A 13,763-nucleotide genomic window follows, 5' to 3' on the forward strand; every position below is an offset into this window, starting at 1 on the left:
GCGGAATGAAGGAAGTCAAAAATCCATGACAATAATCATGGGTATTATCAGGCGATCTCTTTGTACTGCGGAACGTGTTGCAGCTCATCATCCATGATTTCACGCGCGGCGCGAATGCATTTGCCGCACTGTTTACCTACTGGCACTAACTGACGAAGATGCTGAATAGACTTTGGCTGATAGTGACGCACGACTTCACGAATAGTTTTATCACTTACGGCATTACACAAGCAGACGTACATTTCTGAACTCCAGTACAATTTCTGATCATAGTGTAAATGCGAATCGTTTTTATTACAATCCCTGATTAGCAGGAGTAGCGCGACTTATCGCTGGATTTTGGGCATAAAAAAAGAGCACCGAAGTGCTCTTTTTTACTGCTGTGGCCAGTTTGAGCTGGCCACTTCAGGTTATCTGCAATTAAGCGATAACTTTAGCAACAACGCCCGCACCAACAGTACGGCCGCCTTCACGGATTGCGAAACGCAGACCGTCATCCATCGCGATTGGGTGGATCAGGGTAACTTTCATGTTTACGTTGTCGCCTGGCATTACCATCTCAACGCCTTCTGGCAGTTCGATGGTACCGGTCACGTCAGTAGTACGGAAGTAGAACTGTGGACGGTAGCCTTTGAAGAACGGAGTATGACGGCCGCCTTCATCTTTAGACAGGATGTAAACTTCTGAATCGAAAGTGGTGTGCGGCTTGATTGAGCCTGGCTTAGCCAGAACCTGACCACGTTCGATGTCTTCACGTTTGATACCACGCAGCAGAACACCAACGTTCTCACCAGCACGGCCTTCGTCCAGCAGTTTGCGGAACATTTCAACGCCGGTACAAGTAGATTTCACGGTATCTTTGATACCAACGATTTCAACTTCTTCACCAACTTTAACGATACCGCGCTCTACACGACCGGTAACAACAGTACCACGGCCGGAGATGGAGAATACGTCTTCGATAGGCAGCAGGAATGGCTTGTCAATCGCACGCTCTGGCTCTGGGATGTAAGAATCCAGGTAACCTGCCAGCTCAACGATTTTCTCTTCCCACTCAGCTTCGCCTTGCAGCGCTTTCAGAGCAGAACCACGAACGATCGGCAGATCGTCGCCTGGGAAATCGTATGCAGACAGCAGTTCACGAACTTCCATCTCAACCAGTTCCAGCAGCTCTTCGTCATCAACCATGTCACATTTGTTCAGGAACACGATGATGTAAGGAACGCCAACCTGGCGACCCAGCAGGATGTGCTCACGGGTCTGAGGCATTGGGCCATCAGTCGCAGCAACAACCAGGATAGCGCCGTCCATCTGAGCAGCACCGGTGATCATGTTTTTGACGTAGTCGGCGTGTCCCGGGCAGTCAACGTGCGCGTAGTGGCGAGTCGGGGTGTCATACTCAACGTGAGAAGTGTTGATGGTGATACCACGAGCTTTTTCTTCTGGCGCGTTATCGATCTGGTCGAATGCACGAGCAGAACCGCCGTAGGTTTTAGCCAGTACGGTGGTGATAGCTGCAGTCAGGGTAGTTTTACCGTGGTCAACGTGGCCGATAGTACCGACGTTGACGTGCGGTTTGGAACGTTCAAATTTTTCTTTAGACACGACGATATTCCTTACTTTAATGCTCTCACCCGAGGTGAGAGCATATGATCAATATGTTAAAACTGTAGTTTATTTACTACGAGCTTCAATAACGGCCTGAGCGACGTTGTTTGGCGCATCATCATACTTCAGGAACTCCATAGAGTATGAAGCACGGCCTTTGGTCAGAGAACGCAACTGAGTCGCGTATCCGAACATTTCAGACAGCGGAACTTCAGCGTGAATCTGAACGCCTGTAGCGTTAGATTCCTGTCCTTTGAGCATACCACGACGACGGCTAAGGTCACCGATTACGTCACCAGTATTCTCTTCAGGAGTCTCTACTTCAACCTTCATGATTGGCTCAAGCAGTACCGGAGTTGCTTTCTTAAAGCCATCTTTAAAGGCGATAGATGCTGCCAGTTTAAACGCCAGTTCTGAGGAGTCAACGTCATGGTAAGAACCGAAGTGCAGACGCACACCCAGGTCAACTACTGGATAACCAGCCAGAGGGCCAGATTTCAGCTGTTCCTGAATGCCTTTATCAACCGCAGGGATGTATTCACCAGGAATCACACCACCTTTGATGTCATTGATAAATTCGTAGCCTTTCGGGTTTGAACCCGGCTCCAGTGGGTACATGTCGATAACCACATGACCATACTGACCGCGACCACCAGACTGCTTGGCGTGTTTGCCTTCGATATCGGTAACTTTTGCGCGAATCGCTTCACGATAAGCAACCTGAGGTTTACCGATGTTCGCTTCAACGTTGAATTCACGCTTCATACGGTCAACGATGATGTCGAGGTGCAGCTCACCCATACCAGCGATAATAGTCTGGTTAGTTTCTTCGTCAGTCCATACACGGAATGACGGGTCTTCTTTAGCCAGACGACCCAGAGCCAGACCCATTTTTTCCTGGTCAGCTTTGGTTTTCGGTTCTACGGCGATAGAAATTACCGGCTCAGGGAATTCCATACGCTCCAGAATGATGACGTTATCCGGATCACACAGGGTGTCACCGGTGGTCACTTCTTTCAGACCGATTGCAGCAGCGATATCACCTGCGCGAACTTCTTTGATCTCTTCACGTTTGTTAGCGTGCATCTGTACGATACGGCCCAGACGCTCACGCTGAGATTTGACCGGGTTATACACGGTATCACCGGAGTTCACGACACCAGAGTACACGCGGAAGAAGGTCAAGTTACCCACAAACGGGTCGGTAGCGATTTTGAACGCCAGCGCAGCAAACGGCTCATCGTCATCGGAGTGACGCACAGCCGGAGTGTCTTTACCGTCGTCCAGGATACCGTTAATCGCGGTAACGTCAGTCGGTGCCGGCAGGTATTCAATAACCGCATCCAGCATCGCCTGCACACCTTTGTTCTTAAATGCAGAACCACAGGTTACCAGGATAATTTCGTTATTCAGAACGCGCTTACGCAGAGCAGTTTTGATCTCTTCTTCAGTCAGCTCTTCGCCACCAAAGAATTTCTCCATCAGCTCATCAGAAGCTTCAGCTGCGGCTTCGACTAATTTCGCGCGCCATTCTTCAGCCAGTTCCTGCATATCTGCCGGGATGTCTTCGTATACGAAGGTCACGCCTGCATCTTCATCGTTCCAGTTGATGGCTTTCATTTTCACCAGGTCAACAACACCGGTGAAACCTTCTTCTGCGCCAATAGCCAGCTGAAGAGGAACCGGAGTAGCTGCCAGACGTGATTCAATCTGACCAACAACTTTCAGGAAGTTAGCACCCATACGGTCCATTTTGTTAACGAACGCGATACGTGGAACTTTATATTTGTTTGCCTGACGCCATACGGTTTCAGACTGTGGCTGAACACCACCAACTGCACAGTAAACCATTACTGCACCGTCGAGAACACGCATGGAACGTTCAACTTCGATGGTGAAGTCAACGTGTCCAGGGGTGTCGATAATGTTTACGCGGTGTGGCTCAAACTGCTTCGCCATACCTGACCAGAACGCAGTGGTTGCTGCGGAGGTGATGGTAATACCACGCTCCTGCTCCTGTGCCATCCAGTCCATGGTGGCTGCGCCGTCATGAACTTCACCGATTTTGTGGTTTACACCGGTGTAGAACAGGATACGTTCGGTAGTAGTGGTCTTACCGGCGTCGATGTGTGCACTGATACCGATGTTACGATAGCGTGCAATAGGTGTTGTACGAGCCATTTGATTCCTCTGATTCTCGGACGTTCAAGGTTAGTTAACCCAAGCGGGTTGGCTAGTTGAAGCGCCCGCTTGGTTAGCTTAACGACTACGTGGCTATTACCAGCGGTAGTGAGCGAACGCCTTGTTGGCTTCAGCCATACGGTGAACGTCTTCACGTTTCTTAACTGCAGTACCTTTGTTCTCTGCAGCGTCAGAAAGTTCGTTCGCCAGGCGTAAAGCCATAGATTTATCACCGCGTTTACGAGCAGCTTCTACGATCCAACGCATTGCCAGGGCATTACGACGAACCGGACGGACTTCAACTGGTACCTGATAAGTAGAACCACCAACGCGGCGAGACTTAACTTCGACAGTCGGACGCACGTTGTCCAGAGCTACTTCGAAAGCTTCCAGTTCGTTTTTACCAGAACGCTGAGCCATGGTCTCCAGCGCGGTATAGACGATTGCTTCAGCAGTAGATTTTTTACCATCTACCATCAGGATGTTTACAAATTTAGCCAGCAGTTCTGATCCGAACTTAGGATCCGGCAGAATTTTACGCTGACCAATAACGCGACGACGTGGCATGGAAATACTCCGTTGTTAATTCAGGATTGTCCAAAACTCTACGAGTTTATTTTGACATTTATTTAAAACGTTTGGCCTTACTTAACGGAGAACCATTAAGCCTTTGGCTTCTTCACGCCATACTTGGAGCGAGCTTGCTTACGGTCTTTAACACCGGAGCAGTCCAGCGCGCCACGAACAGTGTGGTAACGCACACCTGGCAAGTCTTTAACACGACCGCCACGGATCAGGATCACGGAGTGTTCCTGCAGGTTATGACCTTCACCGCCGATGTAGGAGGTAACTTCAAAACCGTTGGTTAAGCGAACACGACATACTTTACGCAGTGCGGAGTTCGGTTTTTTAGGGGTAGTGGTATACACACGAGTACATACACCACGTTTCTGCGGGCAGGCTTCCAGCGCAGGCACGTTGCTTTTTGCAACTTTGCGTACGCGTGGTTTGCGAACCAGCTGATTAACTGTTGCCATTAAATAGCTCCTGGGATTTGCTTTTGCTTCGTAAACACGTAATAAATCGCCTCGTAGTATCACGAGGACGCAGAATTTTAGAGCTGAGCTTAAAAGGTGTCAAGAAATAACCAGGATTACTGTGTTTACCAGGTCATTTGCTGCGGATGTTTCACCGCCAGCGCGACGAAATCATTATAGCTCACTAACTTCACTCTGGTTGAAATTTGAGCAGAAAGGCCGCGAGCATCAACGTCCTCCTGCAAAACATACAGCGTCACCGGCGCCGCCAGCAGCGATGTCAGAGCACCACTGCCCTCAATTGCGGCCAGCACGCCATTTTGCAGCATTAACAACTCATCTCCGGTTTTCAACATGCGCAACATCAAATCAAAGTCACACTGAAACGGAGAATTCATCAGGGTATGCAGCATCGGTGTTCCTTAAAACGTCAGTAGCCGGTCGAACTGACCAAGACGTTCACGCAGCGCATCGCTGCTGAGCACCTCAGCGGGCAGCACGCGCGCATCATCGACAGACAATCCACGTTCGGCCAGCGAGGCCGCACAGAGATAACACTGGTCAACGTCATACAGCGGTAACACACCAAAGGTGGCAATATAATTACGCGCCAGTATTTTCTCTGGCTGCTGGCCTGCAGTGAGCTGCAGCACGCCATCACCGATAAAAAACAGCGCAACGTCATCGCTGAGTGCTGATGTCGCCAGCACCGCATCCAGCCCTTCACGTCCGGCACTGCTGCCATGTGGCGCCTGAGTAAAAATAAAAGCGATTGAATTCATTAAAATTGCACCAGTCTTTCGCAACTCAGTACCGCTTCTGCCAGCGAGCCCAGTCCGGTCAGTTCAAAGCCCGGCTGCAGATTAGCAACGGGCAGAGAGAGACTTTCCGCCTGCTGTAAGTCAGTCACACCACGCCGCAGCGCTGCCGCCACGCAAATATGCAGTGCGGTACCCTGCTCGTCATGCAATTTCTGCCAGCCGCGCACCAGATCAAACTCATCACTGGCTGGCGCAGTCAGCTGATTGGCATTCAGCACCCCTTCGCGATAAAAGAACACGCTGGATAGCGTGTGCCCTGCCGCCAGCAAAGCATTGGCGAACAGCCATGCGCTGCTCGCCTGCTGAGTGCCATAAGCCGGCCCGGTGACCAGCAGCGTAAAGCGCATTAGCGCTCTTGTCCCTGAAAATCGCCGCTCTTGAACTGACGAATGTAAAGGTACACGGTGTGCTTGGAGATGTTCAGGCGGTCAGCGACCTGATTGATCGCGTCTTTAATATCGAAAATGCCCTTTTCATACAGGTTAAGCACAATCTGGCGGTTCTTGGCATTATTCGACACATTACGATCGGCACTGATCTCTTCAATGGTGAACTCCAGCGTTTGCATCACCAGATCCTCCACTGAAGAGGCAAAATTTACCGATGAAGCGACCTCTTTGATTTCCGGCGGCATAAAAGTCGACATGATTTGTGAGAACGGCACGTCGAGATTCATGTTAATGCACAGCAAACCAATAACCCGGTGTTCACGGTTGCGAATGGCAATAGTGACCGATTTCATCAGCACGCCGCTTTTGGCGCGGGTGAAATAGGCTCTGGAGACATTCGTATCCGCTCCGGTCATATCATGCAGCATGCGCAGCGCAAGGTCGGTTATCGGCGAACCAATTTGACGGCCAGTATGTTCGCCATTGGCGATACGCACCGCTGAACACTTCAGATCTTCCAGCGAGTGAAGCACGATTTCACAGTGTGAACCGATCAGCATCGCCAGGCCATCGACCACCGCTTCATAGGACTTCAGAATATCGTGATCGGTCTGGACGAACGGATGTTGCTCCAGTAAGTCTGACTCGGTTAGCTCACTGGGACTGAATGGATTAGACATGAAAGAGACACCCTACTAGTGGCTGGAGCCTGTCTCAGCGCGGCCTGGGCAGACTCAATATCAGAATTTTGCGCGATAAACAGTTTAGCAAACCTGGCAAAGTCATGTCCTGGCCTTTGTTGCTAATTGCGTAGAATCTCGAAAAGTGGTGAAACGCGGGGCAGAAAGAAAGAGACACTGAACCGCCGCAGAAGCTGCGGCGGTTCTCCCAAATAGATTGGGAACAAACTCAGTAATTACTGGGCTTGTTTGTCAGCAGCGGCTGGTGCTTGCGCCTTATCGTCTGCTTTAGGTGCTGGTTTGATATCAAGCAGTTCAACATCAAATACCAGCGTGGAGTTAGCCGGAATGCCCGGAACGCCATTTTTACCGTAAGCCAACTGCGGTGGAATCACCAGCTTGATTTTACCGCCTTTTTTCACCTGCTTCAGACCTTCGGTCCAGCCAGGGATCACGCCATCAAGACGGAATGACAGTGGCTCGCCACGGGTGTAGGAGTTATCGAACTCATTACCGTCGATCAGCGTACCTTTGTAGTTTACAACTACGGTGTCGCTGTCTTTTGGCGCTTCACCAGTACCCTGCTTCTCTACCTGATACAGCAGGCCTGAGTCGGTTTTCTTCACGCCTTTTTCTTTAGCAAATTTTGCTGCGAAAGCTTCGCCTTTTTCAGCGTTCTCTTTCGCATCTTGTTCCATCTTGGTCTGGGCTGCGCCCTTCACACGACCTTCAAAGGACTGCAGAGTTTGCTCGATCTCTTTATCAGAGAGTTTGCTCTTACCGGCAAACGCATCCTGCACGCCGGCGATCAGCTGGTCTTTCTCCAGTTTGATACCCAGCTTTTCTTGCTCTTTGAGGGAGTTTTCCATGTAACGGCCTAAGGATGCACCCAGCGCATAAGCGGACTGCTGATCCTCATTTTTAAACGCGGCGTTTTTAGGAGCCTGAGGCGCGGCCTGTTGAGCAGGTGCAGATTCTGCTGCCATTGCCAGCGGTGCATTCAGCGCAACGGCCATGGTGGTAGCTAACAATGTGACTTTAAACAGTGATTTCATCCATTTCTCCAAAACCGAAGCCTCTCACCTCGGAAATCATTATAACCTGTCGGTTAGTACTATAGCTGTGCGCGAGTAAACTACCTGGTTCTGCCAAAGATTACTCAGTTAACCTACGACTGTTGTAATGCCGTTAAGTTTCAAACAGTACATGAAGACAGCATAACCATTTTTCAATCGTTAGCTTGAAATTAGCTGCTTTTGCCTGGTTAAAGCAATGCTTTTACCGTTAGAATCAGACGAATCACCCGGAAATAGGTCTACGCTGCGCAGGCAGTAATCAGAGGAAATAATATGCAACAATCATTGTTTGAACAGCGGCTGGAGTTGCTGGAAAGCAAACTGGCTTTTCAGGAGCACACAATTGATGAGCTGAATCAGACAGTGGTGCAGCATGAGTTAGAGATGGCGAGGATGCGTGAGCAGCTACGCCTGATGCTGGATAAACTAAAGGCTGCGGCACCGTCGATGATTGCTTCACAGTCTGAAGAGACGCCACCACCGCATTATTGATTGATGAAATAGCTGCGCTACGCTGCTGCTGGCGCAGTCATCCAGTCGCTCGCTCTGTAAAACAAAAAAGGCCGCCGAAGCGACCTTTTTTTAGCATTAATGCTTAGTGGCAGCCACAGCCACCAGTGCCGCAACCACCTTTACCGTGGTCATGGTCATGCTCGTGATCGTGGTGATGGCCATCTTCACCGTGAACGTGGCCGTGAGCCAGTTCTTCCGGAGTCGCTTCACGAATCGCGATAACTTCCACGTTGAAGTTCAGGTTCTGACCCGCCAGCATGTGGTTACCATCAACCACAACATGCTCATCTTCAACTTCAGTGATTTCAACTGGAACCGGACCCTGGTCGGTCTCAGCCAGGAAACGCATGCCAACCTGCAGCTCGTCAACGCCCATGAACACGTCTTTTGGTACGCGCTGCACCAGATTGTCATCATACTGGCCGTAGGCTTCGTTAGCCGCGATATGCACGTCAAACTTATCACCAACAACGTGATCTTCCAGCGCTTTTTCCAGACCAGAAATCAGGGAACCATGACCGTGCAGATAGTCCAGCGGTGCGCTCACCGGAGACTCGTCAACCAATACACCGTCTTCTGTACGTACCTGATAGGCCAGGCTAACCACCAGGTCTTTTGCTACTTTCATGATATCTCCTAACCGTTGAGAACTTAGATCCTGCCTCATTGGTCTATTTTTGCGTGCAATAATACCAACCAGTCAGATTTTAATGGCGCCGATTGTAACGGAATTCAACCCCGCTGTACGCTTAAGCTTAAAAAAAGCTGCCTCATTGCGCTACTCGGGATGAAAAATACCGATCACTTGCTCATTGGTGCGAACCTGATCGCGTACCTGCTTATCCGCCTCACGCATTTGATGACCACACTTTACACACTCAACGACGTCAACATTGTTTTCCCGCCATAGCGCGAGAGTGTCTTTTTCCTGACAGTGCGGACAAACCGCACCGGCGATAAAGCGTTTACGCATTATTGTTTCCACATTGCGGGCGACGAAAACGCCGCACCTGAATGATCGAATTGAAGCTAAGAATTACTCGAACTCATCCCAGCCATCGTACTGCCGCCTCTCATGCTGCATCTCCGTCTGGAAGATATCCTCCAGTTCACGCCGCGCTTCCCGCACGCGCGAAATTTGCGCACTGTCACCGTGGTTAGGCATCAGATCGCGCAGCATGCGCATATCCAGCCGGCGGAAGTGCAACTGCGCACGCGTCGCCTGATGCGGATGCATGCCGACGGTCATCAACGCTTTGCGCCCCAGCTCCAGCGCACTGGAGAAGGTTTCGCGCGAGAATTGCGTGACGCCAGCCTGCAACAATTCGTGGGCCTCAACACGACCCCGCGCACGCGCCAGGATTTGCAGATGAGGGAAGTGCTGCTGACAAAGATGCACAATGATCATCGAATCTTCCGGCGCATTACAGGTAATCACGATGGACTGTGCGCTTTCAGCCCCTGCCGCACGCAATAACTCCAGCTCGGTTGCATCACCATAGTATACTTTATAGCCATACTTACGCATCAGGCTAACCGCACTGATATCACGCTCCAGCACGGTAATGCGCTTTTTGTTCGCCATCAGCAAACGGCCAACTACCTGCCCGAAACGACCAAACCCCACCACGATCACCTGAGGTTTATCATCTTCAACAAACGGTTTTTCATCGCTGGCGTCACTCTCATTAAAGCGACGGGACAGGATTTTATCGATGCCCTGCATCAGCAGCGGCGTGGTCATCATCGACAAAGTGACAATAACCAGCAGTAGTGGAAGCTGATCGCCGCTAAACAGTTTTGCCGATGACGCAGCCGAAAACAGCACGAAAGCAAACTCTCCACCCTGGCTTAGCACGCCGGCAAATTGCAAACGCTCCGAACTGCGCAAGCCGTAAGTACGCGCCAGCAGATACAGAACCGCAATTTTCACCAGCACCAGCGCCACAACACCGATGAGAATTTCGGGAATGTGGGTATAGAGCACGCCGAGATTCAGCGCCATGCCGACCGAGATAAAGAATAAGCCCAGCAGCAAGCCTTTAAACGGCTCAATCGCAATTTCCAGCTCGTGACGGTATTCACTCTCAGCCAGCAGAATACCGGCGATGAACGTTCCCAGCGCCATGGAAACGCCGAGCATATCCATAAATAACGCCGAGCCAAGCACCAGCAGCAACGCGGCTGCGGTGAACACTTCACGTACGCCGGATGCGGCGATAAAGCGGAAAATGGGTCGCAGTAAATAGCGGCCACCGATGAGCATGCCGCCAAACGCCAGCACCTTCATACCGACTTTCATCCAGTCAATATGTCCGCTGTCACTGCCTGCCAGCAAAGGCACCAGCGCCAGCGCCGGGATGACCGCGATATCCTGGAACAGCAATACCGAGAAACCTAACTGCCCGGATTCATTGCGGTTCATGCCTTTATCACGCATCAGTTGCAGCGCCATCGCCGTCGAGGACATTGCCAGACCAATCCCACCGATCATTGCTGCCTGCCAGGAGAAGTCGGTTAGCCACAGCAAACCGCCGAGCACTGCGGCACTGAATATCACCTGCGCGGCGCCAACGCCAAATATCGAACGCCGGAGCTTCCAGAGCTTAGAGGGATTCAGCTCCAGGCCAATGATAAACATCAGAAACACCACGCCCAGCTCGGAGAAATGCAGGATCTCATCAACGTCGCTGATAAATCCTAATCCCCACGGTCCAATGGCGATGCCTGCCAGCAAATAACCCAGTACCGCTCCAATACCCAGCCGGGCAGCAATCGGCACCGCCACCACGGCGGCAAACAGATACAGTACGCCAGCCGTCAGTAGGGTTTGTCCTTCCATTTATAAACCTCCATGCGGCAGCGGTGATGCCAGCCAGTCACCGTAAGCTCGCGCATAATTTTTCATCACTTCCGGTGTCTGACGGCGCGCCCAGTAGATAATCATCGGCGTCATCCAGTGCATCCGGCACATTTGTGCGGTGAGTTCAAACGGACGCATAATTTCCGACAGCGGGTAACGATTCAGCCCATGCTGATGATAGGCCGTTTCCGGCTCGCCGGTCGTCACCACACTGCGCCAGTATTTACCTTCCAGCATATTGCCGCCGACGCCGCTGGCAAAGCCGCGCGACAACACGCGGTCCAGCCACTCTTTCAGCAGCGCGGGGCAGCTGTAGGTATAAAGGGGATGCTGGAACACGATAACTTGATGCTCACGCAACAGCTGTTGTTCGTAACTCACATCAATAAAAAAATCAGGATAGTGCGCGTACAAATCGTGCACGGTGACATGGGCTAACTGCTTCGCCGGCTGCAACAAAACGCGATTGGCTATCGAATCTTGTGATTCCGGGTGAGCATATAGCAGCAAAACTTTAGGTGGCTGCGACATCTTGTCCCCTTCAATCGTCGTCATGGTGTACGTTTTCAGCTACCATGCTCGACGCAACGGAATAGGTCATTCCGAAATTCTGATTATGATGACAATAAATTAACATATTCTGACGATACGGCGCTTATGATTGTATTTTCCTCGTTACAAATTCGTCGCGGCATCCGCGTGCTGCTGGACAATGCTACTGCCACCATCAATCCAGGCCAGAAGGTCGGGCTGGTGGGTAAGAACGGCTGCGGAAAATCGACCCTGCTGTCGCTGCTGAAGAACGAGATGAGCGCCGATGCGGGCAGCCTCACTTATCCGACTAACTGGGCGCTGGCCTGGGTTAATCAGGAGACGCCCGCGCTTGACGTGCCGGCAATTGAGTATGTTATCGACGGCGACCGTGAATTTCGTCAGCTGGAATCCGAATTACAGCACGCCAATGAAATTAACGATGGTCATGCCATCGCTACGCTACACGGCAAGCTGGATGCAATTCAGGCGTGGACCATCCAGTCGCGCGCAGCCAGCCTGCTGCACGGCTTAGGTTTCAGTCAGGAACAGCTGCAACGCCCGGTCAGTGATTTCTCCGGTGGCTGGCGCATGCGCCTGAATCTTGCACAGGCGCTGCTGGTTCGTTCCGATCTGCTACTGCTGGATGAACCGACAAACCACCTCGATCTTGACGCGGTGATCTGGCTGGAGCGCTGGCTGAAAAGCTATCCCGGTACGCTAATCCTGATCTCTCACGACCGCGACTTCCTCGATCCGGTAGTCGATAAGATTTTGCATATCGAGCAGCAAGGTCTGTTTGAGTACACCGGCAACTACAGTTCCTTCGAACGTCAGCGTGCGACTAAGCTGGCGCAGCAGCAGTCGCTGTTTGAGCATCAGCAGCAAAAAGTCGCGCACTTACAAAGCTATATCGATCGTTTCCGCGCTCAGGCCACCAAAGCGAAACAGGCGCAAAGCCGTATCAAAATGCTGGAGCGTATGGAGCTGATTGCACCGGCGCACGTCGATAACCCGTTCACTTTCAGTTTCCGTCAGCCGGAAAGCTTGCCTAATCCACTGCTGAAGATGGAAAAAGTGAGTGCTGGCTATCAAGACCGGGTGATTCTTAACTCCATCAAGCTAAACCTGGTGCCCGGCTCACGCATTGGCCTGCTGGGCCGCAACGGCGCGGGTAAATCAACGCTGATCAAGCTGCTGGCTGGTGAACTGGCGCCATTGCAGGGCGATATCGGTTTAGCCAAAGGAATTAAGCTCGGTTACTTCGCCCAGCATCAGCTCGAATTCTTACGGGCAGATGAATCGCCGTTACAACACCTGGTGCGTCTGGCGCCAAAAGTGCTGGAACAGCAGTTACGTGATTATCTTGGCGGCTTTGGCTTCCAGGGCGATCAGGTCAGCGAGAAGACCGAACGTTTTTCCGGTGGCGAAAAAGCGCGACTGGTTCTGGCGCTCATCGTCTGGCAGCGCCCCAACCTGTTACTGCTTGATGAACCGACCAACCACCTCGATCTCGATATGCGTCAGGCGCTGACCGAGGCGTTAATCGATTTTGAAGGCGCACTGGTGGTGGTCTCGCACGATCGTCACTTATTGCGTTCAACCACTGACGACCTGTACCTGGTGCATGACGGCAAAGTGGAAGTGTTTGAAGGCGATCTGGAAGATTATCAGCAGTGGCTGAGCGATGTGCAGAAGCAAGAAGCCCAGCAGGATGCAACACCAAAACTGGATAACGCCAACAGCGCCCAGTCGCGCAAAGACCAGAAACGTCGCGAGGCGGAATTGCGCACCCAAACGCAGCCGCTGCGCAAACAGATTACCCAGCTGGAAAAACAGATGGAGAAGCTGAATGCGCAGCTGACGGCGGCGGAAGAGCAGCTGGCTGATTCGGCGATTTACGAGCAAAGCCGCAAGGCCGACTTAACCGCCGCGCTGAAAAGCCAGGCCGAGAGTAAGTCAGCACTTGAAGAGTGCGAGATGGCATGGCTTGATGCGCAGGAGCAGCTGGAGAATATGCTGGCTGAATAAAGAGTTAGCGGGCGGCGCTCTCGCCGCCTGTTG

Annotated in this window: 16 protein-coding genes; 2 read left to right on the plus strand and 14 right to left on the minus strand. The window is 51.7% G+C overall.

All coding sequences use genetic code 11. The annotated features are described in order from the left end of the window. Nucleotides 1–47: 47 nt before the first annotated feature. The 10 genes from bfd to fkpA form a co-directional block, all read right to left on the minus strand. On the minus strand, nucleotides 48–242 hold the full coding sequence (bfd, locus tag ACP3TC_RS19775; protein ID WP_313855227.1) for a bacterioferritin-associated ferredoxin: 195 nt from the start codon (nucleotides 240–242) through the stop codon (nucleotides 48–50). Nucleotides 243–420: 178 nt separating this feature from the next. Beyond that, nucleotides 421–1,605, minus strand: coding sequence for an elongation factor Tu (gene tuf / locus ACP3TC_RS19780; protein ID WP_313854325.1), 1,185 nt, complete (start codon nucleotides 1,603–1,605; stop codon nucleotides 421–423). Between the two features lie 69 nt (nucleotides 1,606–1,674). Next, nucleotides 1,675–3,789 carry an elongation factor G gene (fusA, locus tag ACP3TC_RS19785; RefSeq protein WP_313855226.1) on the minus strand — a complete coding sequence of 705 codons (2,115 nt, stop codon included), beginning with the start codon at nucleotides 3,787–3,789 and terminating at the stop codon, nucleotides 1,675–1,677. Nucleotides 3,790–3,885: 96 nt separating this feature from the next. After that, nucleotides 3,886–4,356, minus strand: coding sequence for a 30S ribosomal protein S7 (gene rpsG, locus ACP3TC_RS19790; RefSeq protein WP_426817083.1), 471 nt, complete (start codon nucleotides 4,354–4,356; stop codon nucleotides 3,886–3,888). 95 nt (nucleotides 4,357–4,451) lie between these two features. Continuing rightward, nucleotides 4,452–4,826 (minus strand): 30S ribosomal protein S12, encoded by a 375-nt coding sequence (gene rpsL / locus ACP3TC_RS19795; protein WP_003852912.1) that lies wholly within the window; start codon nucleotides 4,824–4,826, stop codon nucleotides 4,452–4,454. A gap of 125 nt (nucleotides 4,827–4,951) precedes the next feature. Next, complete coding sequence (gene tusB, locus ACP3TC_RS19800) at nucleotides 4,952–5,239, minus strand: sulfurtransferase complex subunit TusB (protein ID WP_426817084.1); 288 nt, start codon at nucleotides 5,237–5,239, stop codon at nucleotides 4,952–4,954. A gap of 9 nt (nucleotides 5,240–5,248) precedes the next feature. After that, nucleotides 5,249–5,608: a sulfurtransferase complex subunit TusC gene (gene tusC / locus ACP3TC_RS19805; RefSeq protein WP_426817085.1), complete on the minus strand. Its 360-nt coding sequence runs from the start codon at nucleotides 5,606–5,608 to the stop codon at nucleotides 5,249–5,251. Beyond that, complete coding sequence (tusD, locus tag ACP3TC_RS19810; protein WP_426817086.1) at nucleotides 5,608–5,994, minus strand: sulfurtransferase complex subunit TusD; 387 nt, start codon at nucleotides 5,992–5,994, stop codon at nucleotides 5,608–5,610. Before tusD ends, tusC begins: the two co-directional genes overlap by 1 nt. Then, nucleotides 5,994–6,716, minus strand: coding sequence for a helix-turn-helix transcriptional regulator (locus tag ACP3TC_RS19815; RefSeq protein WP_313855219.1), 723 nt, complete (start codon nucleotides 6,714–6,716; stop codon nucleotides 5,994–5,996). The genes tusD and ACP3TC_RS19815 overlap by 1 nt, the downstream gene beginning before the upstream one ends. Nucleotides 6,717–6,952: 236 nt before the next feature. Then, a complete protein-coding gene (gene fkpA / locus ACP3TC_RS19820; RefSeq protein ID WP_313855218.1) occupies nucleotides 6,953–7,771 on the minus strand; it encodes an FKBP-type peptidyl-prolyl cis-trans isomerase in 819 nt (272 codons plus the stop codon). A 294-nt stretch (nucleotides 7,772–8,065) separates the two neighbouring features. Here fkpA and ACP3TC_RS19825 point away from each other — a divergent pair, with 294 nt between their 5' ends. Further along, nucleotides 8,066–8,284 (plus strand): protein SlyX, encoded by a 219-nt coding sequence (locus ACP3TC_RS19825; RefSeq protein WP_313855215.1) that lies wholly within the window; start codon nucleotides 8,066–8,068, stop codon nucleotides 8,282–8,284. A 103-nt stretch (nucleotides 8,285–8,387) separates the two neighbouring features. Here the strand turns inward: ACP3TC_RS19825 and slyD are convergent, their stop codons facing one another. The 4 genes from slyD to kefG form a co-directional block, all read right to left on the minus strand. Further along, entirely contained in the window at nucleotides 8,388–8,933 is a 546-nt protein-coding gene (gene slyD, locus ACP3TC_RS19830; RefSeq protein WP_313855214.1) for a peptidylprolyl isomerase, read from the minus strand. 150 nt (nucleotides 8,934–9,083) lie between these two features. Next, complete coding sequence (locus ACP3TC_RS19835; RefSeq protein ID WP_052898537.1) at nucleotides 9,084–9,278, minus strand: YheV family putative zinc ribbon protein; 195 nt, start codon at nucleotides 9,276–9,278, stop codon at nucleotides 9,084–9,086. 63 nt (nucleotides 9,279–9,341) lie between these two features. After that, complete coding sequence (kefB, locus tag ACP3TC_RS19840) at nucleotides 9,342–11,147, minus strand: glutathione-regulated potassium-efflux system protein KefB (protein WP_426817087.1); 1,806 nt, start codon at nucleotides 11,145–11,147, stop codon at nucleotides 9,342–9,344. Beyond that, nucleotides 11,148–11,699 carry a glutathione-regulated potassium-efflux system ancillary protein KefG gene (gene kefG / locus ACP3TC_RS19845; protein ID WP_313855211.1) on the minus strand — a complete coding sequence of 184 codons (552 nt, stop codon included), beginning with the start codon at nucleotides 11,697–11,699 and terminating at the stop codon, nucleotides 11,148–11,150. Nucleotides 11,700–11,825: 126 nt separating this feature from the next. Here kefG and ACP3TC_RS19850 point away from each other — a divergent pair, with 126 nt between their 5' ends. Further along, nucleotides 11,826–13,730 carry an ABC transporter ATP-binding protein gene (locus ACP3TC_RS19850; RefSeq protein WP_426817088.1) on the plus strand — a complete coding sequence of 635 codons (1,905 nt, stop codon included), beginning with the start codon at nucleotides 11,826–11,828 and terminating at the stop codon, nucleotides 13,728–13,730. The last annotated feature ends 33 nt before the right edge of the window (nucleotides 13,731–13,763 follow it).

The sequence above is a fragment of the Winslowiella sp. 2C04 genome (assembly GCF_050037805.1).
Taxonomy (GTDB): Bacteria; Pseudomonadota; Gammaproteobacteria; order Enterobacterales; family Enterobacteriaceae; genus Erwinia; species Erwinia toletana_A.

Excerpts from the sequence above, each read along its gene's own strand:
- ACP3TC_RS19850 (WP_426817088.1), top strand. The coding sequence starts at position 11,826 with ATGATTGTATTTTCCTCGTTACAAATTCGTCGCGGCATCCGCGTGCTG.
- tusD (WP_426817086.1), bottom strand. The coding sequence starts at position 5,994 with ATGCGCTTTACGCTGCTGGTCACCGGGCCGGCTTATGGCACTCAGCAG.
- fusA (WP_313855226.1), bottom strand. The coding sequence starts at position 3,789 with ATGGCTCGTACAACACCTATTGCACGCTATCGTAACATCGGTATCAGT.
- bfd (WP_313855227.1), bottom strand. The coding sequence starts at position 242 with ATGTACGTCTGCTTGTGTAATGCCGTAAGTGATAAAACTATTCGTGAA.
- tusC (WP_426817085.1), bottom strand. The coding sequence starts at position 5,608 with ATGAATTCAATCGCTTTTATTTTTACTCAGGCGCCACATGGCAGCAGT.
- slyD (WP_313855214.1), bottom strand. The coding sequence starts at position 8,933 with ATGAAAGTAGCAAAAGACCTGGTGGTTAGCCTGGCCTATCAGGTACGT.
- ACP3TC_RS19835 (WP_052898537.1), bottom strand. The coding sequence starts at position 9,278 with ATGCGTAAACGCTTTATCGCCGGTGCGGTTTGTCCGCACTGTCAGGAA.
- kefB (WP_426817087.1), bottom strand. The coding sequence starts at position 11,147 with ATGGAAGGACAAACCCTACTGACGGCTGGCGTACTGTATCTGTTTGCC.
- rpsG (WP_426817083.1), bottom strand. The coding sequence starts at position 4,356 with ATGCCACGTCGTCGCGTTATTGGTCAGCGTAAAATTCTGCCGGATCCT.
- tusB (WP_426817084.1), bottom strand. The coding sequence starts at position 5,239 with ATGCTGCATACCCTGATGAATTCTCCGTTTCAGTGTGACTTTGATTTG.
- fkpA (WP_313855218.1), bottom strand. The coding sequence starts at position 7,771 with ATGAAATCACTGTTTAAAGTCACATTGTTAGCTACCACCATGGCCGTT.
- rpsL (WP_003852912.1), bottom strand. The coding sequence starts at position 4,826 with ATGGCAACAGTTAATCAGCTGGTTCGCAAACCACGCGTACGCAAAGTT.
- kefG (WP_313855211.1), bottom strand. The coding sequence starts at position 11,699 with ATGTCGCAGCCACCTAAAGTTTTGCTGCTATATGCTCACCCGGAATCA.
- ACP3TC_RS19815 (WP_313855219.1), bottom strand. The coding sequence starts at position 6,716 with ATGTCTAATCCATTCAGTCCCAGTGAGCTAACCGAGTCAGACTTACTG.
- ACP3TC_RS19825 (WP_313855215.1), top strand. The coding sequence starts at position 8,066 with ATGCAACAATCATTGTTTGAACAGCGGCTGGAGTTGCTGGAAAGCAAA.